General features: G+C 58.4%; 12 protein-coding genes and 1 CRISPR repeat array (1 of these 13 only partly in view). Of the genes, 6 read left to right on the top strand and 6 right to left on the bottom strand.

Annotation, left to right across the window (positions count from 1 at the left end; all coding sequences use genetic code 11):
* Positions 1–99: a CRISPR direct-repeat array (repeat unit 32 nt; unit sequence GTCGCTTCCTATACGGAGGCGTGAATTGAAAC); it reaches 335 nt to the left of the window's first position.
* 118 nt (positions 100–217) lie between these two features.
* Complete coding sequence (locus QET93_RS10470; RefSeq protein ID WP_280131906.1) at positions 218–1,735, bottom strand: M60 family metallopeptidase; 1,518 nt, start codon at positions 1,733–1,735, stop codon at positions 218–220.
* 198 nt (positions 1,736–1,933) lie between these two features.
* Here QET93_RS10470 and QET93_RS10465 point away from each other — a divergent pair, with 198 nt between their 5' ends.
* The 3 genes from QET93_RS10465 (at position 1,934) to QET93_RS10455 (ending at position 6,797) form a co-directional block, all read left to right on the top strand.
* Positions 1,934–3,268 (top strand): amidohydrolase, encoded by a 1,335-nt coding sequence (locus tag QET93_RS10465; RefSeq protein ID WP_280131907.1) that lies wholly within the window; start codon positions 1,934–1,936, stop codon positions 3,266–3,268.
* Positions 3,269–3,331: 63 nt separating this feature from the next.
* Complete coding sequence (lpdA, locus tag QET93_RS10460) at positions 3,332–4,720, top strand: dihydrolipoyl dehydrogenase (RefSeq protein ID WP_280131908.1); 1,389 nt, start codon at positions 3,332–3,334, stop codon at positions 4,718–4,720.
* 169 nt (positions 4,721–4,889) lie between these two features.
* Complete coding sequence (locus QET93_RS10455) at positions 4,890–6,797, top strand: KUP/HAK/KT family potassium transporter (protein WP_280131909.1); 1,908 nt, start codon at positions 4,890–4,892, stop codon at positions 6,795–6,797.
* A gap of 193 nt (positions 6,798–6,990) precedes the next feature.
* Here the strand turns inward: QET93_RS10455 and QET93_RS10450 are convergent, their stop codons facing one another.
* Together QET93_RS10450 and lpxB are read right to left on the bottom strand one after the other, a co-directional pair.
* A complete protein-coding gene (locus QET93_RS10450; RefSeq protein ID WP_322189976.1) occupies positions 6,991–18,654 on the bottom strand; it encodes a hypothetical protein in 11,664 nt (3,887 codons plus the stop codon).
* Between the two features lie 500 nt (positions 18,655–19,154).
* Positions 19,155–20,282, bottom strand: a complete 1,128-nt coding sequence (lpxB, locus tag QET93_RS10445; protein ID WP_280131826.1) for a lipid-A-disaccharide synthase — start codon at positions 20,280–20,282, stop codon at positions 19,155–19,157.
* Positions 20,283–20,417: 135 nt separating this feature from the next.
* Between lpxB and QET93_RS10440 the strand changes: the two genes are divergently transcribed.
* Together QET93_RS10440 and QET93_RS10435 are read left to right on the top strand one after the other, a co-directional pair.
* A complete protein-coding gene (locus QET93_RS10440) occupies positions 20,418–21,041 on the top strand; it encodes a DedA family protein (RefSeq protein WP_322189975.1) in 624 nt (207 codons plus the stop codon).
* A 30-nt stretch (positions 21,042–21,071) separates the two neighbouring features.
* Positions 21,072–21,557 (top strand): C-GCAxxG-C-C family protein, encoded by a 486-nt coding sequence (locus QET93_RS10435; protein ID WP_280131828.1) that lies wholly within the window; start codon positions 21,072–21,074, stop codon positions 21,555–21,557.
* A 19-nt stretch (positions 21,558–21,576) separates the two neighbouring features.
* Here the strand turns inward: QET93_RS10435 and QET93_RS10430 are convergent, their stop codons facing one another.
* From QET93_RS10430 to msrA, 3 genes are read right to left on the bottom strand one after another with little or no spacing between them, the layout of a single operon-like run.
* Complete coding sequence (locus QET93_RS10430; protein WP_280131829.1) at positions 21,577–22,320, bottom strand: phosphodiester glycosidase family protein; 744 nt, start codon at positions 22,318–22,320, stop codon at positions 21,577–21,579.
* Complete coding sequence (locus tag QET93_RS10425) at positions 22,317–23,225, bottom strand: nucleotidyltransferase family protein (RefSeq protein ID WP_280131830.1); 909 nt, start codon at positions 23,223–23,225, stop codon at positions 22,317–22,319. Before QET93_RS10425 ends, QET93_RS10430 begins: the two co-directional genes overlap by 4 nt.
* Positions 23,226–23,252: 27 nt before the next feature.
* Positions 23,253–23,780, bottom strand: coding sequence for a peptide-methionine (S)-S-oxide reductase MsrA (gene msrA, locus QET93_RS10420; RefSeq protein WP_280131831.1), 528 nt, complete (start codon positions 23,778–23,780; stop codon positions 23,253–23,255).
* A gap of 174 nt (positions 23,781–23,954) precedes the next feature.
* On the opposite strand from msrA, the gene QET93_RS10415 reads away from it, so the two are divergent.
* Entirely contained in the window at positions 23,955–25,283 is a 1,329-nt protein-coding gene (locus tag QET93_RS10415; protein ID WP_280131832.1) for a hemolysin family protein, read from the top strand.
* Positions 25,284–25,285: the final 2 nt, after the last annotated feature.

Below are 25,285 nucleotides of genomic sequence, written 5' to 3'. Positions count from 1 at the left end.
GTCGCTTCCTATACGGAGGCGTGAATTGAAACGGCTATATGGCGTCGAGGTATTTGCTGTGCTTGCAGTCGCTTCCTATACGGAGGCAGCATGGAAGTATGGCGTTATTGCTACGGTGATAAAAGGGGGAAAAATGAAACGGCTCATGGCCTTCTGAAAACAGAGGAGGGCCATGAGCCGTTGTGTTTTTTGGAGGAAAACGAGAGGATGAGTTGGGTTATTCGTCCGTCAGCGTGATGTCGGCGGCGGGTTTTTTGAAGCCTTGGTCGGCGATCCACTTTTTAGTTTCGTCAACCATTTCTTTGGTGATATTGAAATTGTATTTGGCGTAATCGTTCAATGTGATGTTGCCGGTCCAGAAGAATCCCCACTTGTCGAAGAAGTCGGTGAGGTCGGTCTTGGTGGCGGCGCAGCAGGCTTTGATGAATTCGAACTGGTACTTGATGGTATCGTTGCCTTGATACTGTCCGGCGTTGTTGCGGAGGTATTCCATGACATCTCCGTAGAAGTCGGGGTAGCCGTTCTTCGTGAAGTAGAGATGCAGCTGCCATAAGGGAACGAGTCTGTTGAAGACATCTGGGGAATGCAGGTAGGAGATACCCTTGCCGATGATTTCTTCCCGGGCCTTGGCGAAGCTGTTCTGATCCTTGAGGCGGCTGCCGTTACCCATCAGGGCGGCGGCCTGGAGGGAGAAGATGTTGTTGCTGACTTCCGTCATGCCTCCCCAGGTCATGGGACGCATTTGCATGACGTGGCCTACTTCGTGGGAGAATCCCCAGCACGGATCTCCTTTGACGACGGCGGCGGGATCCGTCACCATGCGCATGGTGCCGTTGTTGCCGAGGTAGGCGACGCCATCTCCGTCCCGGAACATGTAGTAATTGTAGTTAGTGCGTGCAAGCACCCTGTTCTTGGGAACCTTGTTGTATTTGACGAGGCCCATGAGCTCATACTGGATACCGATGAGGCGGTCATAGGCATTGATGAGTTCTTCTCCTTTGCCGGAAGCGAATTTTTTCAGGAATTCGACGGGGTAGGCGACCTGAATGTGCTTGCCACGGGCATCCATGAAGGGACTGACGGCATGGTCCAGAAGTTTGTCCCAGTCCTTGTTGGTATCTCCTCGGGTGGTGTCGAAGTATCCGTTGACTTTGCCTGTGACGAAAGTAACGGGGATTTTGGGGGCTTTGTCGTAGTCGTCGGCAAAGTAGCTGATGTATGCGTTGGTCGGTGTTTCCACCTGCACGATGTTGACTCCTTCATGAAGGGGCACGACGACTTTGTGAAGTCCCCATCCGTTGGGGTCCTTGGTCGGTTCGATGCCGGGGGCCGGCTTGCGCGTCAGGTTGGGCAGGAGGAGTTTGATCTCACGTCCCTGGGTTTTGCCGACGATGACAATGTGTTCTCCTTTGTCGAGGTACACGCCGGTCATGTTTTCGTATTTGCTGAAACCGTCTCCCAGACGCAGAGTCTGTCCGATGACTTGGGGAGTGGGGTAGGCTTCGTATTCCGCGGACAGATAGGCAGGCTGGAATTGATTGGCGAGAATTTTGTCGGCAAGGGCCTTCAGGGCATCCGATTGGAATTGCTGGGTACTGTTGACTCCATCTTTGAGAGCCGTACAGGTGGAGTCCTTAAAAAGTTTCATGTCGGCTTCAAGGCCCTGCTGCGTATTGGCGGCGAAGACGCTGCCCAGGGAGATGGCCGTGAGTGTCAGGATGAGGAATTTGTTCATATGGAAATCCTTGGATGGATGGGAACGGCCGGGAAGGACAGGGGATTCCCCGGTATTTTCCGGCCATTTAGGGGTTGATATGTTAGCCAATACGTTCTGTTGCTGGTGTTCCTTTCATGAGTGTTGTTATTATGACAAGACCCGTTTCGGCGGGGTTTAGCCTTTCCTGAATCCGGCTTGGTTGCTAGGATACTGCTTATGCAATCCGAGCTTTGTGATATGATCGTGACGGGCGAATGCCTGATTTCCCAGGATGAATCCCGTCCCGTCCTGACAGGCGGCGTGGCTGTCGCCGTCAAGGAAGGGAAAGTGACTGCATTCGGGAAACGGAGCGAAGTTTTGACTGAGTGGAGATCCGGCGATGTCCGCGATCTGAGGGAGTCCCTCCTAATGCCGGGACTTGTCAATGCCCATACCCATGTTCCGATGACATTTTTGCGCGGATTTGCGGATGATTTGCCTCTGATGGAGTGGTTGACTCGCCACATTTTTCCGGTGGAAGCTCATTTGACGCGTGAAATTGTGGCTCTTGGCGCCCGGATGGGGATGTATGAAATGATGCGGACGGGGACGACGTCGTTTGTCGATTCATATCTTTTGGAGGAATCTGTTTTGGAGACGGCTCTGTCCATGGGCATGCGTTGCGTGGGAGGGGAAGTCGTGTTCGCGTTCCCGTCTCCGGCTTATTCCGGGATGGAGGGGGCAGCCGAGTTGTATCGGAACCACGCGGAAAGATACCCGGCCGGTTCCCGCGTCCAGACCGCCTTGATGCCCCATAGCGTTTATACGACGAATGACGATGTGCTTGCCTCCTGCCGGGATCTGGCGGAAGAACTTGATTTGATGCTGCACATTCATCTTTCGGAATCGTCCGGGGAAGTGGCCCAGTCGTGCGAGCAGCATGGAGGACGGCGTCCCGTTTCCTATGCGGCGGATATGGGCCTTTTGTCTTCACGGTCCGTACTGGCGCATATGGTGGATTTGACGGATTCCGAACTGGAGTTGGTGGCGCGTTCCGGTGCCCAGGTGGTTCATAATCCGGCCAGCAATCTGAAACTGGCCTCCGGTTTTGCCCGGGTGGATGAAATGCGGCGTGCCGGGGTTTCCGTGGCTCTGGGAACGGATGGCGCGTGCAGCAACAATACTCTGGATATGTTTGAAACGATGAAGCTGGCTGCCCTTCTGTCCAAAGGGAGTACGCTGGATGCCACGTCGATGCCAGCAGCGGATGCCTTGCGGATGGCGACGGTGGATGGAGCCCGTATTTTTAGGACGCCGGGTCTGGGAACACTTTCCGTGGGGGCTCCTGCGGACATGATTGCCCTTGACTTGACCGAACCGAACATGATCCCGGTGTTTAATCCCGTGTCTCATGCCGTCTATTCAGCATCCGGAAAGGATTGCATAATGACGATGGTCGATGGGAAAATCTTGTATGAAAAAGGTTGTTATCTGGATGGCTGTTACGAGGATACCCGACTGGCTCTGGGAGATCTGGTCGGCTGGGTGCGCGATCGTGCCGCCGGAAAATGACGGCTCCGGATTATTGCGAGTCTTTTCCTTTACCCGGACGGGCAAATAAGTTAGGAGTACTGTATGCAATATGATTTGATTGTCATTGGCGGCGGTCCCGCTGGATATGTTGGCGCTATTCGTGCTGCGCAGCTTGGCAAAAAAGTTGTCTGTGTCGAACGCGAACGGGTAGGGGGAACCTGCCTGAACTGGGGGTGCATCCCAACCAAGGCTTTGTTGAAGAACGCGGAAGTGTTCCACTCCATCGACAAGCGTGCAGAGGAATTCGGCCTTGCCGTCGAAGGGCTCAGCTTTGACTGGAGCGAGGTGATCGGGCGGTCCCGCAAGGTGAGCGACCGGTTATCCCAGGGCATCGGCTTCCTGTTCAAGAAGAACAAGATCGAGTCCGTGACCGGAGAAGCCTCCATCCTTGGAGAAGGCAAGGTGGAAGTGAAGGCGGGAGACGGTACGGTAACGACGCTGGAAGGTTCCCATATTCTTGTTTGTACGGGGGCTGTCACGCGAACGGTACCCTCTATGCCGTTGAACGGACGCAATATCATCGGTTCCCGTGACGCCATGGTGTTGCCGGAACGTCCCGAAAGCATGATCGTGATTGGCTCCGGCGCTATCGGCATCGAATTTTCCTATATCTACAACGCATTCGGTACCAAGGTCACAGTGATTGAAGCATTGCCGCGCATTCTTCCCAACGAGGACGACGAGTGCAGCCAGGCGCTGGAACGCTGTTTCAAGAAGCAGGGCATCAAATGTCTGACGGGCGCTTCCGTGGAAGAACTCAAGGAAACGGAAGACGGCAAGGTGACGGCCAAGGTAAAGACGAGCCGCGGCGCCGAAGAGGAAATTACGGCAGATGTCTGTCTGGTGGCTATCGGGGTTAAACCCGTCGTGCCGGGAGGCAAGGAGTTCGAATTGACCCCCAAAGGTTTCATCAAGGTAAACGACCGCTACGAAACGTCCATCCCAGGCGTTTATGCCGCCGGTGACGTGATTGGCGGCGTGCTGCTGGCCCATACGGCTTCTTTCGAGGCTGTGCAGGCGGTGGAAGGCATGTTTGTTGACAGCTGCCAGCCCAAGCAGGTGAAGTTCTTCCCCAGCTGTACATATTGCCATCCCCAGGTGGCTTCCGTCGGCAGGACGGAACGTTCTCTGAAAGAAGAAGGCGTAGAATACAAGGTTGGCAAGTTCCCCTTGATCGCTATCGGCAAGGCTGTGGCCGCCGGAGAAACGGACGGTTTCGTCAAGTTGCTTTACGGTAAACAGTATGGAGAATTGCTCGGAGCCCATATCGTGGGTGAAAATGCCACGGAATTGATTTCCGGCCTCGGTATCAGTCTTCAGGCCGAATTGACGGACGGCGATATCCATGCCACGATTTTTGCCCATCCGACGCTTTCGGAAGCAATTCACGAAGCGACTCTGGCTGCCGACGGGCTCCAGATCCACGCGTGATTTTTTCCTTTCAACAGAATGTTTTTTACGGGCAACCGTCCATTCCATGACCGGGATGGACGGTTCGTCTTTTTATTCGTCCGAAGCCTGAATGTAATAAGCAGGCTTGCATACCTGGCGGTGATATGTAGCATGTCGGTTCCGTTCCCCCTAGAATATCCCGTTAATTATGAGCAGTGAATTGTATCCGGAGGATCATGAGCAGAAGTTGAAGGCCGGTCTTTGCATCGGTGCTCTTGGAGTGGTGTTCGGAGACATAGGAACGAGTCCTCTTTATACGATGCGGGAATGTCTGCGCGCCTTGCCGACGAACGGCGATCCCCAGGCGGATATTTTGGGAGTGCTTTCTCTGATTTTCTGGACGATCTCCCTGGTGGTCTGTTTCAAGTACGTGATGAACATCATGAGAGCCGATAACAAGGGAGAGGGCGGCATTTTTACCTTGCTGGCACTGAGCGGCTTGAAGAATGGTTGGACGAAAGGGAAAGGCGGCTTGTGCGGCGGCGTCCTTCTGGCTTTGTTTGCGGCGGCTCTCCTGTTTGGGGAAAGCAGTATTACGCCGGCTATCACGGTTCTGTCCGCCGTGGAAGGGTTGAAGGGGTTTGATATTTTCCTTAGTACCAACTGGTGCATCGCCATATCCCTTGTGGTGCTGCTGGTGCTGTTTTTTGTCCAGAGGAAAGGGACGCATGCGATCGGCAAGGTGTTCGGGCCGGTGATGCTCGTCTGGTTTGCCGTGCTCGGCGGTATAGGCCTGTACCATATTATTGGCAATCCCGTCGTCATTAAAGCCCTGAACCCCGGCTATGGCATCCGCCTCTTGCTGACGGGACTTCCTCCCGGCGGCGTGACCATGTTGTGCGGTTCCGTCGTCCTGGCGGTTACAGGTGTGGAGGCATTGTACGCCGACATGGGGCACTTTGGGCGCAAAGCGATTGCTGCCGCCTGGTATTATTTCGTCATGCCCGGCTTGCTGCTTAACTATTTCGGACAGGGTGCCTATGTTTTGGGGCATCCCGGAGCGGAAAACCCGTTTTTCGAGCTTTTACCCGTTGGCATTTGGCAAGGTGGATTGTCCTTGTTCGCCATTGTAGCGGCTGTTATTGCCAGCCAGGCCGTGATTACCGGGGCCTATTCCGTGACGAGTTCCGCAATTCACCTGGGCTTCTTCCCCCGCCTGAAAATCCTGCATACAAATCCGGAAGTTCCCGGGCAAATTTACGTTCCCATCGTCAATTTCGCCATGCTGGCCTTTTCTCTGGGGATCGTCATTTTGTTCAGGACGAGTACGTCTCTGGCCGCTGCCTATGGCGTTGCCGTGACCGGGGCCATGATTGTGACGACCGTTCTTTACTACTTCGTTCTGGTGAACCGTCGCCACTGGACTCCTTCCAAGGCGCTTGCCTTGTGCGGTGCCTTTTGGCTGATGGATTGGTTCCTGTTTATTTCCGCCATGCATAAATTTATGGATGTCGGTTGGATAGCTTTGCTGGTTAGCTTGTTCATGTTCATCATCATGCATACGTGGAAGAGTGGGCGCATGGCTGTCGAGAAGGCTATTTCCAGTGCGACATTGGAGAGCATGTCCGTCGATTTTCTCATCAAGGATCCCAAACTTGTCCGGGTTTCCGGGTGCGGCGTTTTCATGTCGTCTTCCGGCAAGGGGATTCCCCTTGTCTTGATTCATCACGTCAAGGCCAACAAGTGCATCCAGAAGACTGCCGTCATTCTCACTATTGTCACGACGGAAGAACCGTACGTCATTGATGAAGAACGTTTGCAGGTGGTAGATCAGGGAAGCGGCCTGTGGCGTGTCCATTGTTCCTACGGCTACATGGAACAGCCGGATGCCGAAAAAATATGCCATGGGATCAAAAAGGCGGGCGTTCCTCTTGCTCTTCCTGCAACGACGTTCTTCTTCAACCGGGAAATCGTCATTCACGGGGATAAAAGCCATCTTTACGAATGGCAGGCGGAGCTTTATGCCTTCCTCTCACGCAATGCCCAGCCCATGCGGGATTACTACAGCATTCTTCCCAATCAGGTGATCGAAGTCGGACTGCCCGTTAAAATATAATCCCGGTTACTTCTTGGGCATTTCCCCCCTTTCTCAGCCTGGTTCTTCTACCCGGTCTGCCGGATGGTATAAAAATGAATCCTCCGCAAGGTTTGTTTCATGCGGAGGATCAAATCAAAAATGGGAAGCCGCCCCATTCTTCTCTCTTGTTGCCCGGGGCGGCTTCCTGTGTGTTTGCGTCTTCTGTTCCTAATCAGAAGTTGTACCTGTATCCGAGTGATCCGTTGATGCTTGTGGCTCCGGAGCGGATATCGCCGTTGGCTTCGGCGAAGATGGTGCCCTGTTCACCGCTGGGGATGCTCAGTCCCGCCCCGAATTGCAGCGAGGTGGTTCCCAGTTCGGCTCCGCGCACTCCCGTCCTGTATTGCGGGAGCCCCGTGAAGCCGACGTCGGCCCGGGTGCGCGTGTCGCCCATGTCCTGGGCCACCTGGAGGCGGAGTTCGCCCTGGGACTGGCGTCCGAAGACGTTGCTGCCAATCAGGCTCAGGAAGCGGGCTCCGGCGGCGACGGTGGCCGTGGTGCCTTCCAGGCCGCCGACGCCGAGGCCGGCGGCTCCGGCTCCCGTTTCGCTGTAGTCGTTCATCGTGTAGCGGGCGACCTGAGCGGTGACGATGGGCTGGAGGATCATGCCGGAGGTTTCATCCCCCAGGGAGATGTCGTAGCTGAGTTCGTAGAGGGCTCCGTAGGCGCTGCCGCTGGTTTCCCCGTGGCCTTCGTAGCCTCCGGTTCCGGCCCCGCCGTTGACGCTGCGGTCGTAGGTGGCGTTGTTCCAGCTGCCGGTGAGGATGAGGCTATGGCCCCAGTTCTTGTGCTGGTAGCGCCCGAAGAGGCTGACGTAGTAGCCGTCGAGGGTGCCGCTGAGGGTGTCGGCCGCACTGGAGGTGAGGTCGCCGTAGCTGGCGCTGAAGGCGGCTCCGACGGTGAGGCTGGGGCTCAGGTCGATGTCGGCTCCGAAGGTGCCTCCCCAGGTGTTGAGCTGGTAGCCCGCGCAGTCTCCGTCTCCGTCGACCCGGTTGTAGCTGCCGGTGCCCTGGGCCCACATGTTGTAGAGGGGGAGGTCCCCGGCGTAGGTGTAGGCGGGGTTGAGGCCCATGTTGGCTACGCGGTTGCGGAGCATGTTCTGCTGGTTCTGGAATTCCCACCGCTGGGCGGTCAGGAGGCTCGTGACGGTGCTGCCGGCGGAGGCGGCCATGAGGCGGCTGGCTCCGGTGGCGTCGCCCGCGGAGATGCGGGCGTCGACGGCGTTGAGCAGTCCGGCGAGTTCTCCGGCGGGGTCCTGGGCCTGCGGGTTGAGGGTGGTCAGCACGCGGTCGAGGAGGGAGCCGCCGGCCGTGGCGACTTCACTCTGCCCCCGGTGGATGTAGAAGCCGTTGCGGTTGGCGGCGGTGGTGAGGGTGAGGATGCCGTTGACGGTGCGGACGCTGGAGGCGGCCGTGTCGAAGTATTTGCCGAAGAGTTCGTCGAAGGCGAGGCGCACGTCGCCTTCCTGGACGACGTGGTCGGCCAGGGCGACCTGGAGGGGGAGGTCCCCGTCGATGTATTCCTGGCCCCGGGCGGCGGCGAGGCGGAGGGTGGCTCCGCTGCCGATGCCGAGGGTGGCCTGGACCGCGTCTTCTCCCTCGGCCGAGGCGACGTGGAGGAGGGGTCTGCCTTCGCTGTTGATTCCCTGGGAGGTGTTGAGGGTGAAGGCGAGGACCGAGTCTCCGGCGATACTTCCGCCGTTGTTGAGGGTGAGGGTGTTGTTGGCCCCTTCGGAGTTGCCCGCGAGGAGGTGGACGGTGCCGCCTCCCGAGGCGCTCAGGGAGCCGTAGGCGGCGCTGCCGGCCCGGTAGTCGAGGGTGAGCGTGCCGGAGGAGTCCGCCGCGAGGGCGGCCCCGGCTCCGTCGAGGGTGGTGACGGTGAGATGCGCCCCGTCGCCGGCGGCTTTGAGGCTGCCGGTGAAGGAGGCGAGGCTGCCGCCGAAGGTGGCCGTGCCTGTGATGGCGGCGGTGCCGGCCCCGGAGAGGCTTCCCGCGACGGCTCCGGGGGTGCCGGAGGAGTCGGAGGTGTACCAGTCGCGGAGGCGGGCTTCGGCGCCGCTTTCGAGGGCGAGGGTGGCTCCTTCGGCCTGGTCGAGGGTGACGCCGTCGAGGCCGGACCGGGCCGCTTCTCCGGTTTCTCCGGAGGTGTCCGGGCTGCTCAGGAGGAGTTCCCCTCCCCGGAGGGTGACGAGGGCTTCCCCGGGGGTGGCGGCGCGGATGGTTCCTTTCCAGGTGCCGCCCCGGACGAGGTTGAGGCGGGTGCCTTCACCCAGGTCGATGGCGCCTCCCGTGGTTCCGTCGAGGGTGTCGGCGCTCAGGAGGCTGCCGTCTCCGTCGAGGGCGATGCGCCCGTTGGCTCCGACGCTCAGGGAGCCGGCTTCCAGGACGGAGTCGAGCCCGCTGAGGGTGAGGAGGGCTTCCGTTCCCGTTCCGGCTCCGGTGACTTCGAGGGCGGCCACGCTGTGGCTGCGCCCGGAGGCGGTGAGCTCGAGACGGCCTTCGCGGACGGCTACGGTGCCGGCGGAGGAGAGGGTGCCTCCGATGGCGAGGGTGGCTTCTCCGGTTTTCTCAATGAGGGTGCGTTCGCCGCCGGTGAGGTTGCCGGCGAGGCGGGAGTGGACGAGGTCTCCGTCCTTGTCGCGCCCGTTGAAGAGGATGGCGCGGGCCGTGCCGGAGGCGTCGCCGCAGGAGATGTTGAGGTTGGCTCCGCGGACGCCGCTGACGTATTTCATGACGAGGGCGGGGTTGTCGCCGTCGCTGCCGGAGGCGGGAAGGGTGACGTTCATGTCCCGGTCGACGTAGACGGCACGGTAGTCGATGAGATCCCCGTTGCCGGTGATGTCGCCGTGCCTGGAGGCGAGCCAGACGGAGAGGTTGCCGTCGACGATGACGTTGCCTCCCTGGATGCCGACGATCTGCAGGCCCCATTCGCGGAAGAGGGGGTTGAAGCGGATGGCGGTGCCGGGGTCGAGGGTGCCGTTGGTGATGCTCAGCGAGACGCGGTCGCCCAGGGGCTGGGGTTCGGCGTAGTCGGGGAGCAGTTCGCTCGCGTCGTATTTGACGGTGAGGGCGCGCAGGATGTTGGTCTGGAGGTCTTCGCCCAGCTGGATGTTCATGACGCCGTCTCCGGCCATCCCGACGGTGGTTTCGCTGCCCTGCGGGGCGGCGAAGTTGATCAGGGCGGTGGCCGCGCCGCCGGGACCCTGCGGGATTTCCTGCCCGGTGGAGGCGTCTTTGATGGTGGCGTTCATGGAGTCGAGCACGAGGTCGGCCCGGTTGAAGAGCACGTTGCCCCGGCCGAGGTTGTCGATGCTGCTGCCGGAGGCGAGGGTGGCGTTCCGCAGGGCGCTGCCGGTGAGCCCTCCCATGTCGAGGCTTACGGCGGGGCCGCCGATGAAGCCGCTTGCGTCGATGGCGCCTCCCAGGGCGGTGACGGTGCCGGAGGCCGACCAGCCGCCCGCGCGGCGGAGGGCCCCTCCCTTGATGGTGATGTCGTTGTCCAGGGCGAGGTCGTTGAGGTCGAGGATGCCTCCGTCGACTTCCATCAGGACGCTGCCCGTGTCGACTCCCGCGTTCAGCAGGACGACATGGTCGACTCCTCCGGCAGCAACGAGGGTGTAGTCCCCTTCGAGGGCTCCGGAGAGGACGGCGTCTTGCAGGACGAGGCGCTGGCCTTCGCTGCCGGTGATGGCGGCGTCGGCGTTCAGACGGAGCTTGTCGAGGGCGAGGAGGGCGTCTTCCCCGTCCCCGAGGACGAGGGAGGTGTCGCGCGTTCCGGCGCCCGGGACTCCGTTGCCCAGGACGATGGTGACGGCGTCCCCGTCGATGGCGGCTCCGGAGAGGTTGAAGACGGCTTGGTCGAGGACGAATTCACAGGCGCTTCCGGCGGTTCCGGAACTCCGGACGGCTCCCGCGAGAGTGATGGGACCGCCGTTGCCCGAGAGAGTGGCCGAGGTGCCCGAGAGGGAGGTGTCCCCGGACAGGACGGTGCCGTTGCCGACGCTCATCGACGAGCCTTGCCCGTAGGCGACGGAGGCGGAGACGGTGGCGTCTTCTTCCAGCATGGCGAGGCTTCTGCCTCCGAGGATGGAGACTCCGCCTTCCCCGGCGACGGCTTTCTGCAGGGTGACGGCAGCGCCGTTGATGCGCAGGGTGTGGCCCGCGTCGACGGTAACGAGGTTGTAGGATTCGCCCGAGAGGGTGAGGGTGCCTCCCTGGCCGGCGTCGCTGCGGCGGATGTTGGAGTAGGTGTCGGCATCGCGGTCGGTCAGGCGGATGCTCCCGGCGAAGTCGCCGGTGAGTTCGAGGTCGCCCGTGCCGAACTTGTTGAGGACGAGTTCGGCGTTGGAGTTCAACACGCTGTTGAGGCCGAGGGAGACGCTGCCGGCTTCCCCGCCGACGGCGAGGTTGAGGTCGTTGAGGATGGTGTTGCCCTGGTCGTCCTGGGTGGTGTTGACGCTGAAGCGGTCGGAGAGGGCGTCGGAGACGCTCTTCGCCATGGCCGTGCCGAACTCGAGGGTGCCTCCGTCAAAGGTGATGGCGCCCTGCGTGCCGAGGGCCCGGGCGTCCTTCATCACCAGGGTACCCCGGCGAAGCGTGGTGCCGCCGGTGAATTCGTTGGCCTGGTGGAATTCGACGATGCCCACGCCGCTGACGAGCATGGTGGTGGCCAGGGGGGCTCCGGCGGCATTGAGGCCGTCTTTGATGGCTCCTCCCCGGAAGATGTAGGTACCGTTGGATTCCACCTGGACGTAGACGGGGGTGACCCCCTCGGCGGCGATATCGACGGTATGCTCGGTCAGCGAGGTGTCGCCCGCCGCCCCGAAGAAGACGGCGTGGTTGGCCGGCCCGTCGGTTTCGGCCTCCTTGCCTTGCCAGTTGGCGTTGAAGGTGTTGCCGTCCACCCAGTCGGCCCGGGCGTTGCCCGCCCAGATCCAGGTCTTGGTGTCGGTGTTGATGTAGGCTCTCAGCACCCACGAGGCTCCGTCGCCGGAACGTTCCAGGGCGTAGGAGTAGATGGGCGAGACGTCGTCCCAGTCCATTTCCACCCCTCCTTCTCCCAGGGCGATGCCTTCCGTGAGGCTGCCCCCGTCGCTGCCGAACGAGGCGATTGTGTAGTTGCCTTCCGAGAGCTTTTGGAGGAAGTCGGCCGAGAAGTTCAGCGCGACGGATCCCTGCGAGGTGAGGGCTCCGGCGACGCTGACGAGGGCGTCCCCGGCGGACATGCTGAGGTTGTCCATCGTCAGCGACGTGCCCAGTTCCAGGCAGTCGGCCTTCAGGCGGGAGTTGGTCTTGAGGACCGTGCCCCCGGTGACGGAGAGCGTGGAGCCCGGCGTCATCGAAGAGAGGGTGTTGCCGCCGCCCAGGGAGAGCGAGGCGGCCGTGAGGGTGCCGTCGAGCGTGGCGGTGCCCGTGGCGTCCGACAGGGCGATATCCAGTTTGCCGACGCCCGAACCGGCGCCGCCCTTGAGCGAGCCGCCCGTCATTGAGACGTTGTTGGCCAGGGCGTTGCCGTTGATGTCCAGAACGCCGCCCGAGATGCTCGCCTCCTGCGTCCCCAGGGCGGAGGCGGATCCTGCGCGGAGGGTGCCCCCCGAAATGGAGACGGCGCCGCCGTAGCCCGAGTTGTCGCCCGACAGGAGCACGGTGGAACCGGTCACCGACAGGGCGCCCGTTCCGGTCATGCTCCCGGAAATGGTTTTATCTCCCGTGCCGCCGAAGCTCAGCGACGAGGCGGAGTCCCCGGTGTTCACGGCGCCCGCCGCGAAGGCTCCGCCGACCGTCAGGCCGGCTCCCGAACCCAGCACGACCGTGCCGCCGAAATCGCCGTTCGCCCCCGTCAGGGACAGACGGGAACCGCCGGCCACTTCCACCGTCCCGGTAAGCCCTCCGTACCCGGAGAGGGAACCTCCGTAGACGTAGCCTCCGGCTTCCGTTCCGTTGAACCTGACCGTGCCGCTTCCGGCGATGGCCATGTCCCCCGCCCTGAGGGAGGCGGACTGGAATTCCAGAACGCCGGATTCCACGCGCACCGCGCCGGTGGCTTCATAGTTGCCCGTAATCTTCAGGGAACCGGCACCTTGCTTGATGAGGGCATGGTTGCCTTCGTCCCCTCCGAGGTGGTTTCTGACCGTGCCGGAAATGAGGAGGTCCACATCCGCCGAACCGTCGGCCACGCTGATGACCGTGTCGTTCTGGCGCAGACCCACGTCGGCGGAAATCGTCGCCGTCGTTCCGGACGCTTCCGTAAGAATCTTCGCACCGCCCCCGAAGAGGTCGATCCCCTTGCCGGTCACTCCCGAGGCCAGCCCCACGGAGCCTCCCCGGAGCGTCAGGACGAGCCCCTTCATGGTCTGGCTGCCGGCCAGTTCGACGCGGCCCGCTTCCTCCACGCGGATTGCCGAGGTGTTCACGGAGGAACCTCCCCAGCCCGTCGCGTCCTTGCCCATCTTGAGCAGGCCGTCGACGACGGACACAGCCCCCTTCACCACGCCGCCGGCTCCGCCGTCGCCGTTGCCCTTGAGTTCCACCGTCCCCCCGTTTATGGTCAGGGAACCGGATAAAATCCCCGTCCCGTCGAGCGTCAGCGTCCCGGCTCCTTCCTTCGCATACGAGGCGGCATTGTTCACCGCCGTGCCGAAGGTGACTTCGTCGCCGGCTCCGGAGATGTTCAGCGCCAGGGAGGTCCCGGCGGCGACACCGTCCTTCAGGCGGGCGGAAATGTCTTCCTCGTTGCCTTCCAGCCAGGTCAGCTTCGCGCCGCTGCCCGCCGAGATCTTCCCGGTGCCGAGGCCGCCGGAGACAAATTGCACTTCGCCCGACTGCAGGGACACCGCCCCCGACCAGTCCGAGCTGGCGAACTTCATGGAGACGACCGTGCCCGTCCCGGACACCGTCAGCGCTCCGTTGCCGGAAAGAGCCCCGTCCGTACCTTTCTCAAACGTGTAGCTGCCGCCCGTCACCGAGAGGGAACCGGGCTTCACCGTGCCGTTGACCGTCACCGTCTTGTCGGCCGCATCGGCTCCGAAGACGACCGAGTCGCCCGTGTGGAAGGCCGCCTCTTCGCCCGTCAGCCCCTGGGTGTTGGTCCAGGACGAGGCGTCCTTCAGGACTTCCCAGGCGTGCGAGCCGGAGGTGCCGGCCCAGGAGAGGCTCACCGGATCGCTCTTCTTGAAATTGAGGGTCAGCGTGTTGCCCGACGTATCGAAGCTCAGCTTGCTGCGGGCCGTCTTGTCGTACTGCATCCCGATGACGGCAATTTGACTGTCGTCCAGGGAGCTGAAGCCGAGGCTCGCCGCACCCAGCAGCTTCATCGTGTAAGTGCCCGCCCCGAATCCGGCAAACGAGGCCAGGTCGAGCGTCAGCACCGTATCGCCCGTCCCCAGGGAGAGCGCTCCGTCCACCTGGTAGAGAGCCTTCGAATCGTTCTTCAGCGAATAGTCCGCCACGATCACGCCGCCGCCCAGCACCAGTCCGCCCGCAAGCGTCCCCGTACCGGCCGCGCTCGTCGTCAGCGTCTGTTTGCCGCTGAGCGTCCCCAGCTTCAGGGCGCCTCCGTCAAGATTCAGCGTCACGGCGTTCGTCGCTCCGAGATTCGTCGCGCCGCTCACGTCCAGAATGCCCTGGCGGGCCGTCATGACCGAGTCGAACGTGCCCAGGTCCCCCGTCAAAATCTGCGTCCCGGCCCCGTCGTGGATGATCGAAACCCCATCCCCGATATCGCTGGTGTACGTGTTGCTCACGCCGGACGCCGTCGCGATCGTCAGCGTCGCCTTGTCCACGCCGCTTCCCCGGGCGACGTTGTTGTGGTAGCCGCGGCTCTTCAACCCGGCAATCGTCACCTCCTCCACCCCGAGCTCCAGCTTCGAGGTCCCGTAGGTGTTCGTCGCGCTTTCAGACGTATCGGCCTGCAGCTCCACCGTCGCGTTCTTCAGGGCATTGGTGTCGTTGAGGCGCAGGATGAAGTGCTCCCGCCCGGCCGCTCCGCCACAGTCGTTGAGCAGCGTCACCGTCCCGTTGAACGTCCCGGCACCGTTCAATTCGAAAATCCCGTCCACATCATTGTTATAGTCCTTCCGCAGGGAAAGCGTCTTGCCCGCGGCATCCCCGTCGAGGGAATCCGCCGACACGATCCCGATGACCTTGTTGAGGGAAATCGACGAATTGTCCGTCACCGTCAGCTTGCCCGCCCTGAGCAGAACCTTCGCCGACGTGTCCGAACCTTCCTTCTCCGCCAGGTTGATCGTGCCTCCGTTCAAATTGATGTCGAGCTTGTTGTCTCCAAAGGAAACCTGGTTGGTGAAATTGAGCGTGCCGCCGTTGATCGTCACCGCCCCCGTCTGGCCGCTCAGGTCGATGCCCTTTTGAAGAACCAGCTTCCCGTCCTTGCCCACCGTCACTTCACCCGATACCCCGAGATCCGAGAGCTTCACCGTCGTATCCACACCGATCGATCCGGCCCCCCTCAAGTTCCCCGCATAGGCGAAATTGTCGTTCTTGGAACCGGCGAAAACGAGCCGGCCGCCCTCTTCGAAGGTGATGGCCGAGGCGCTGTTGATGCTCTGGGTCACCTGGGCGCCGCTCTCGTCGCCCTCCACAACCCCCACCAGGGAATTGACCGTCAGGGTCGCGTCCTTCGTGATCGTAAAGCCGCCCAGATAGGAAAGGTTGTTGCCCGCCAGCACGACGCTGCCGTGCCCCTCAATGCGGAGTGAGGCATCGGCAGACCCCGTCAGGGTCCCCGAAATCGTCATGGCCGCCCCGTCCGTCGAACGCTGTCCCCCGGCCGCGTCGGTCGTGTTGAGCACGTACTTGTCCGTATGCAGCGTCACCGTCCCGTCAGGAAGCGTCAAACCCTTCGCCACCGTCGCGTCATCGATCAAACCCAAAGTCGAACCGGAAGACAGGGTCACGGTCAGGTTGCCGATATTGGCAATGCCATTGCTCCCGGCGATGTTCAACGCAACACCATCGGCAACATTGACCTTCACCGTACCTCCCCCGCTTACGTTTACACCCTTGTTGAAATTGCCGATCCCCCCTTCTTTAATGTTAATCGTCCCTGTTTTTTTACCGGAACTATTCATTCCCATAAACGCATTGACGAGATTGAATTCACCGAAAATGTTAATCTCCGTATTGTCGTACATCCCGAGGAACAAGGCCCCGTCACCCGTATTGCTTGAACTGGTGCTGGTGCCGAGCGCGGAAAACACAATCCCCTTATAGATATTGATTATATTGGTTTTACTTCTCGAATAGGGAGACAAAAGAATGGTTTTATTGATAATGACGGCCCCGCTGTTTTCAACATCGCTCCGACCAAAATCAATCTGACCGTAAGCCATTCCGATTTTGTCCATTTCCAGCGTACTCCCCTGTTGCAAATAGATGCGGCTGGTAAGGTATGTACTACCTAAATCGTTATATTCCTTCCCGAAAACTTTCGCGCCTCCGGTCAATTGATACGTCGCATTGTTGAGCATCCCAATGCCGTTGCCGAACTTCTTGGTCCCGCCATCCAGGGTGACGACGGCCCCGGATTCGGAACGCAGGACCAAATCCCCGTCAACGTCTCCGGAAATCGTCGCATCTTTCTGGAAGATCAACTTGCCCGCACCCGTCACATTGCCTATCTCGGTCTCTCCGGAAGTCGACAAAACCAAATCCCCTCCCCCCATGTTGAGAGAGGAGACGAGCAGGAACCCCGCGTTACTCCCGTCCTCAATCGTAAATGTCCCTGTGGTTTCGTTAAAAGACAAAGTTTCTTTAACATTCAGAGTGACTCCGTTTAGCATCAGGGAATCAGCCGTCGTTTCATCCGTGTCGAGGGTAACGATTAGGTTCTTCATGGAGTAGATGGTATCTGCTCCTTTGGGATTCAAGGTCGTAACACCGCCGGGCCGTGCATAGGTCAGATTATCTCCGGACGGAGAACCGTCGACGAGATTGTTGATTTGGGCAAACAGGATTTTGTTGCCGGAAACAGAACTTCCATACAAGACTCCGTCGATATCGGCCAGAATGGACTTGTCGACCCAGGAAGTGTCTCCCACAAGTGAGGCAGTCAAATCGAAGTTGGTCAGTTGACCGTCGGTAATCTTGGCGCCGGACAATTTGAAGGTGAGCGTGGAATCTTCCAACAGGGAAAGACTACCCATATTCAGCGTGTTGGAACCGTCGGTCAGATCCAGATTGATCGAAGAGATCCCGGAAAGGGCTGTTGCTCCGAGCGTTTTGCCGAGAAGACCGGATACTTCGGCATTGTCCATCAGGAGCAATTGACCGGAAAGATCTGTCGAAGCAGCCAGAGAGAGGGAACCGGAGAGTTGCAGGGAACCCTGGGCTCCGATATTGACAGCTTGTGTCAGTCCCGTCGATGCCCCCAGAGACAAACGGCCTGACTGAATGGTGATTGCTTTGTTGATGGCGGACAAGTCGCCGCTTAGCGTTTGCGTTCCCTTGCCTTGTTTGACCAGGGAAATGTTGGCTCCTATGGAACCGGTATATTCCGTCGTGCTGTTTTCAGCATTATTGAAGGTCAGAACCCTCGCCGTATTGTCCGCGCTGCGGACGGTTACGAAAGCATTGCTGTTTTTCAATCCTCCGATGGTAGCATCGTTGGAAAGTTCCAGAATAGCCTTGCCTTTGTCCACTGCCTTGCCCGCAAGGTTGACCGTCATACTGGCCAGGGCATTGGCCGATGTGGGGGACAAGATCAGTTCTCCAGCCTTTTCATTATTGTTCTGGACATTCAATGTTCCCGAGAAGGTACTTGTACCACTGACGTTGAGCTGGGATTTCCTGAGGTCGTCCGCATTGTTTCGAGTGACATTCAGGGTGATGGAGGCTCCATTGTCCGTTACTCCTTCCGTTGTTCCCAGCCCATTCAGGTTGATGATGGCGCCTCCACGGAAGTTGAGGGTTGAATTGGATGAAACGTCGATGGTTCCGGCGTCATAGGTATTCAGAGTATCGGAACCGCTGTATCCGATGGCCAGCGTACCTCCGGCAAGGACGGTATTTTTCATTCCGGCACCATTGACAATGCCCGTTTTAAGAAGCACCATGCCTCTTTGGACTTTCAGATATCCGGTGAAGTCCTTGAAGACTTTCGTATTGTCTCCGTCATCGCTACCGAAAAACAAGTCTTTGGCTCCTTCCTTCAGGATTTCACCGGAACCTGTGACAGTACCGGTCATATAGATCGTATTGGCTTGGACGCCGATCCGGGTTCCTTTGGACATGATCTCCCAGTTGCCGACGAAGGTTGCTCCGGAATCGGTACGAAAAGCGCTATGATAATAGCCGGGATAGCTCGATTCTTTATCCCCGCTCCATGTACCTTGTCCGAGGATGAAGTCATTGGTAATATTCGTGTTGTCAAAATTGAGCCATAAATGACCTCCATCAAGAATAATTGTTCCCGCGTTTTTGATGATGTCGTAGCTGGTAATTTGGAAACGCCCCTGTTCCAGAGACAGCGATTTGGACGTAACTCCGGCATTAATTTTGAACGACGAATTGGTCGCATTGCCTCTCAGCTTGACATTGTATCCGTCGGCACTGATTCCCGGAAGGGTTTTCAAAGATGATGCATTGTAGTTGAGGAACCAGTCCGTATCCTTGTCGGCGGTCAGTGTTTCCGATGGATTGGCGGTCAGTGTAATCGTTTCATAGGCGATTTCGTCGGCCGCCTGTGCCTGTTCGGAGACGAAGCAGGAGATGAGACAGGTTCCGATCACGGCCGTTCCGGTAGCGACGGAGGAGAATACTGTAGCGGTGTGCATGCAGGCAACAACGGCCGCACGCAAAAGCGAGGGTAAGCGTAGTTTCATGAGAAAGAGAAGAAAGAATTTACCTTTCTCTGATATAGTATCCAAAATACATTGACAAGCGGAAAGTTGACTTTTTTTTGATGGGTTGTCTTGATGCTTGCAAATTGTATTTTGTAAAGTTATTTAACTGCTATATGTGCTTATTATAAATGAATTAGATCATAAATGAATCGCAATTATCACGAGTTATTTTACAAAAAAACAGGATTTGATATTGTATGTGATACGTATCCTGGAACCCGAGTATTCCTATTGTGTTCACAGGACGTGAACGGTTGTATAAAATTATCGTTAATCGTGTATAATAGACACATAGAGAGAGGGAAAGGAAAGAGAAAGAAAGCAGATTCTGAAAACAGAGACTCCAGAGAAACGGGTATATTTTCAGAAATATCGGTGTGACATATAAGCGTCCTCGCCACTATTCGAGGAAGAGTTATAAAAGATAAAAACCCTTCTCCCTCAAGAGGACGGAATTTTGCCGGAAGGACGGGAAAAAATCAAATTCCGGTGTCCGGGAACAAGCCTAGGACTGTTTGGGCGGCTTTGGCCGCTGCTCCGCCGTGACCGAGCTTGTCGGTGGCTTCCTTCATGTTTCCGAGAACTTCTCGGCGGACGTTGGGATCCATGAGGCGTTCGATTTCGGAAGCGACGGCAATGGGGGTGAAGTCGTGCTGGATCAATTCCCGGACGACGGGGCGTTGTGCCAGGATGTTGACCATGCCCAGGAACTGGATGTTGATGACGGCTCTGCCGACGAGATAGGTTAAATAGGCGACTTTATAAACGAGGACATAGGGAAGCCGGTGCAGGGCGGCTTCGAGGGTGGCGGTTCCGGAGGCGACGGCGGCGGCGGCGGCGCGATCCATAAGGTCGTGATAGTTGCCGACGCGGATGTCGAGGGCTTCCGGGCTGAGACCGGCATCGACGACCATGGCGCGCATGATGTCCGCCAGCCTCTCATTGGAAGCGGCGGTTTCAAAACGCCAAAGCGGGTGAGTTTTGCGGAGCATCATGGCGGTTTGAATGAAAACGGGGAAGTGGCGTTCGATTTCGCGGGTACGGCTTCCGGGGAAAAAACCGATGAGATCCGGTTCCCGAATGTCCGTCCGGCGGTCTGCCAGGATGTCGTCGACGAGAGGGTGTCCGACAAACTCCGTAGGGAGACCTGCGTTTTCGAACAATTGCTTTTCAAAGGGAAAGATGCACATCATCAGGTCAAGCATCTTGACCATTTTCGGGATGCGGCCCTTGTGCCAGGCCCAGACCTGCGGAGAGATGAAGTAAACGATTTTGGTATCGGGGCAGTATTTGCGGACGCGTTCCGCAAGGCGCAGGTTGAACCCCGGATAGTCGATGAGGATCAGGCATTCGGGCTTTTCCCGTTTGATGCGTTCCAGCATGCCGAGAAGGTGTTTTTTGAACCATCCGTAGCGTTTCAAAACTTCGACAAGCCCGACGACGGCAGCTTCATCCGCCCAGTTTTCGACCTGGGGGCAGAGTTCGTGCATGCGTTCTCCGCCGAGACCGGAAAATTCGATATCGGGATTCAGCCGGGTTAGTTCACGCATCAGGAGGGCACCGTGTTTGTCCCCGCTCATTTCTCCGGCGATGATATAAAATTTCATGGTAGGCTACTGAACCGAATCTCGTTTTCGTGAGAATGATAATGGAATGGTTTCCTTGGGGCAATAAAAGACTTTTCAAGCCCTGCTTATTGTGCAGACTGTGCGCGTATGTTTCATGATTTGCTAGTACTGTGGATGAGCTGGGTGGAGGACTGGGGGTATGCCGGGGTGGTGATTTTGATGGCGATGGAAAGTTCGATTTTCCCGGTGCCGAGTGAATTGGTGATACCGCCGGCCGTGATGCATGACAACATGAGTCTCGTCGGCGTGATTGTTTCTGGGACATTCGGTTCCTGGCTGGGTTCCTCGATTACCTATGGCGTAGCGAGGTGGCTGGGCAGGCCGATCGTGATGAAGTGGGGCAAGTTTTTCTTCATGCCTCCGGCAAAGGTGGAAAAGGCGGAAGTGTTTATGCAGAAATATGAAGTGGGAGGAATTTTCTTTGCCCGTCTTTTGCCTGTGATCCGGCACTTGATTTCCATTCCGGCTGGTCTGGTGCGGATGAATTTCTGGATATTTTCCCTGGTGACTGTTCTTGGTTCTTTGACATGGTGTACGGTGCTGGCCTGGTGCGGGCAGTGGGTTAAAGAGAAGAATCCCGGTGTGATGAACAGCCCGGAAGAGTTAATTGCCGCCGTGAAGGCTGAAAGCCATATGATCATTATCGGAGTAGTCATTCTCGCTTTGTTGTACTTCGGGATGCTGGCGCTGACCCGCAAAAGCAGGACGGAAGGAACAGAACCCGCGCAAGGAGAATAAGTTTTCCCCGGAAAATCCGAAAAAGGAAAGATGGAAACCGTTGCATCAAAATTGGAAGGAATTCCCCTGACTCCGCGCGTCCTTGCTGCGCTGGATTATTTTCACCAAGGGTACAATTGTTCGCAGTCCGTGTTTGCGGCATTTGCGGATTACTGCGGTTTGTCGCCGGATGCGGCGTTGCGTCTCTCGTCGCCCTTCGGAGCCGGTATCGGGCGGATGCGGGAGGTGTGCGGGGCTCTTTGCGGAGCGTCGATGGTAGGCGGCGCCTTGAAAGGCAATGCAGGAGCTTCGCCGGAGGAAAAGGAACGTATTTTTTCCCTGATCCGCGAATTTGCCGAGGCATTCAAACGTGAGTTCGGTTCCATGTACTGCCGGGATTTGCTGCATTTGGAATCGGCTGAGGAAAGCGCCCGTCCCTCCGTGAGGACGGCGGCGTATTATGCTTCCCGTCCGTGTGAACGGTGTGTGGCTTTTTGCGCCGCACTGGCGGATGGCCTTGTTCCGGGGGAAGGGTGACGGATTTCGGCTTTCCGGGTTATCTGGGAGCGACTCCGAGATAGTTGCGTACGTTTTTCATCGAAGGAAAATAGACGCCGGTTTCGTGGCACCAGAAAGAGGATGAACTGCCCCCGTCCAGGTTAAGGGCGGATTTGACGGAAAATTGGCCGAGACACCCCGGTGTGGCCAGCCAGGAGGCGAGTTCCGCGAGCGTTAGCGGGGAAGTCATGGCGATGCACCAGTTGCCCCGGCGATCCGTGGCGACGAAGGTGCGGTAGGTTGATTTGGTGTTGTTGAGTCCGGCGACGGGTTTGCCGTTTTCGACGAGGAACGGACCTCCCTGGATGGCTTCGCGCGGAGCGGCCCCCTTTTGTGAGGCAAAGGCTTTGGAACGCTGCAGGAAGATGCCTTTGCCTGAGTCCCAGAGAATACCGGAGACCGTGAAGGAACCGGTGGCTAGAGGAAAGTTTTTTTTCCCGTTTTGGATGACGATGCCTAGAGGGCTGCCTTCGGGATTTGCGCCGAAGAAGCTGCCGTTGATGCCTGCGACACAGGGCGATTTCTTCATGGCCTGGTCAAGGGAACCGTATTTGGGTTTCCGCATGTCGCCTTCGTCGAGGACGACCAGCCGGTGAGTTTTGGAGTTGAAGAAGTAGGCGTTGATGCGGTCGCTGACGGAGAAGATTCCTTCTTTGCGCGTGAATGTTTTGTGTTCCGCGTGAGCGGCCAGTGAGACGGCGCAAACGAGGAAAGGTATGATGAGGCGGCAGAGAGACATCATGAGCGGGAGGGGAGGAATACGGTGGAATCGGCCCGGGTATTTTCCGGAACGACGGCTCCGGGCCAGACGATGCAGGAATTGAGACGGCTCCCGGGGCCGACGATGGCTCCGGGACCGACGACACAGTCGGCGTCGAGTTCGGCTCCGGCGATGTCGGCGGACGGGGCCAGGCGTATGCAGGATGATGCCGGCAGGGCGGTGACGGGTGACCGATGGGCGGCAATATAGGATTCCGGAGTTCCCAGGTCCATCCAGTCTCCATCGTCCATGACGACGCCGTTGACCTGGCCGCGTTTGATCAACGCCAGCAAGGCGGGGACGATGGAAACGATTTCTCCGGGGGGGATCAGTGGGAGGATGTCTGCCGGGCGGACACAATAGATGCCGGTAAACTGGTGGGTGCCTGGATGAACGCCCAGGGCATGTCTCATGTCCGTGATTCGTCCGCTGGCGGGATCGAAACCTACATTGCGCGTGGTGCCTGTACTGCGGAGCCCGAGCGTAGCGGATGCACCGGACAGGAGGTGTCCCCGGACAAGAGTGTCCAGGGGCAGGTTGGAGACGATGTCCCCGTTGTGAATGATCAGAGGGGAGTCTTCGTCCAGAAGGTCTGCGATGTTTTTCAGGCCGCCTCCCGTGTCGAGCAGGACGGGTTCGTGACGGAAACGGAGCGTACAGTCTTCCCAGAGACCGTCCGGAAAGAGTTCATCCCAGACATGCGGAAGGTGATGGGTATTGACGATGAAGTTCCGGATACCGAGTGCCTTGAGCCGGCGCATCGTATGAACGACCAATGGATCCTGGAAGACGGGAATCAAAGGTTTGGGGCGTATGTCGGTCAAGGGGCGGAGGCGTGTTCCCAAACCGGCTCCCAGAATGAAGGCCTGGATGGCGGAGGATTCCATGCGGAGACGTGAAGAAGTTTGGATGGATCAATGATGATCCAGTCCCAGTTTTTCCAGTTTAGGACGGATGACAAGACGGCAGTAGCCGTTCTTCTGCCAGTTGTTGCGGTAGTAGTCCATGTGGTACTGTTCCGCAGGATAGAACGTTTCCGCCGGGCCGATCCGGGTGACGACGGGGACGTCATAGCGTGCCGCTTCATTGGCAACGGCTTTTTCCGCAGCGCTTCTCTGGGTTTCGTCATGGTAGAAGATGACGCTTCTGTACTGGGTGCCGACATCTTCCCCCTGACGGTTGAGCTGGGTGGGATCGTGAAGTTTGAAGAACCATTCCAACAGGGTTTCGTAGGTGATGACGGCGGGGTCGTACACGATACGGACGATTTCCGCATGGCCTGTTTCCCCCGTGCAGACTTCTTCATAGGTCGGGTTTTCTTTGCTCCCCCCCATGTATCCCGGAGTGGCGGAGAGAACGCCGGGAAGTTGCGAGAAGGCGGCTTCCGAACACCAAAAACAGCCCGTCCCGAAATCGGCAATCCGCGTTGATTGATCTTCCATGCACGGAAGCATAACGATTCTGTCTGCTGATGCGAGCCGAATCCGGGGAATATCCCGGATGACCCGCGTCATGCCGATTGTTACAAAAATTCATAGAATCTTGACAGGATTGGGATGTTTCCCATATTATGACCTTTCAAAAATTCGTTCCCGCAAGAGGGAACATTCTCATCTATGCCAGCGTTTGTAATCGCCGTAATCGTTTTCCTCATTGTCGTCAATGCGCTCTATGTGGCGGCCGAATTTGCCGTCGTCAGCGTCCGTGCCAGCCAGATCCGCGGGATGGCGGATGAAGGGAGCCGTCTGGCGTCCGGGCTGCTCGGTATTATGTCCGAGACGTCCCGCCTGGATAGGTACATTGCGGCCTGCCAGTTCGGCATTACCATTTCCAGTCTGATCCTGGGGGCCTACGGACAAGTGTCCCTGACGGCTTATCTGTACCCGCTTCTGGAACACATGGGGATGGGGACTGCGGCGGCATTGTCAGTATCGGCTTTGGTTGTGCTTGTCTTTTTGACTGTGTTCCAGGTGATTGCCGGGGAACTGGTGCCCAAATCCGTGGCGTTGCAATTCCCGGTTCAGGCGGCCTTGTACACATATCTGCCGCTCAAGTGGTCATTGGCGGTGTTTTCCCCGTTCATCAGTTTGCTGAATGGGAGCGGCCTTTTGATTTTGAAAATGCTGCGGATTCCGCACGGCAGCCACCACCATATCCACTCCCGCGAGGAAATCGACATGTTGCTGGAGGAAAGCCGTGACGGCGGTCTGTTGCCACCCGATGAACATGACCGTTTGCAAAAGGCCCTGGATCTGGAGGATTTGACCGTTGGGAGGATCATGATTCCGAGGATTCATCTGGGAATGCTGCCGATGGATGCTCCTCCGGGGGATCTGGAACATCTGATGGAGAAATCGCCCTATACGCACATTCCCGTCTATGAAGGGGAGCGTGACAATGTCGTGGGCATGCTGCACATTAAGGAAGTGGCTGCCCAGTATGCGGCGAGGGGTGAACTGCCTCCGTTGAGGAAGTTGATTGCCCAGGTTCCGTTTGTTCCCGAGTACCAGAAGATGGACAAGTTCCTTCCCCTGATGCGGGAGAAACGGGCCCAGCAGGCCTTTGTCGTCGATGAATACGGACGTTTTGTCGGCATGGTGACCATGGAACGCATCTTGAGCGAAATGCTGGGCGAATTCGGAGATGAATTCCACGCAGGCCGCCAGTCCGTTGAAATATTGCCGGATGGGGCTGTCAGGTTGTCCGGTTTGATCCGGAGACACGCCGTCGAGTCGTGGATCCCCGGGATCGAGGACATGGAAGACGATGCCAATACGCTGGGCGGTTGTATCCTTCTGGCCCTTTCCCGGCTTCCCAAGGCGGGGGAGACGATTGATTTTGCCGGCAAGCGCATTTTGATCGAGCGGGTGAATAACAACATGATCGACTCCGTCGTTATCCTGCCGGGTACCGGGAGTTTGCAGGATGGAAAGGAGGTTCGTTAACC

Source organism: Akkermansia sp. N21116 (assembly GCF_029854705.2).
Taxonomy (GTDB): domain Bacteria; phylum Verrucomicrobiota; class Verrucomicrobiia; order Verrucomicrobiales; family Akkermansiaceae; genus Akkermansia.
This window is presented reverse-complemented; position numbering and strand designations above follow the sequence as displayed.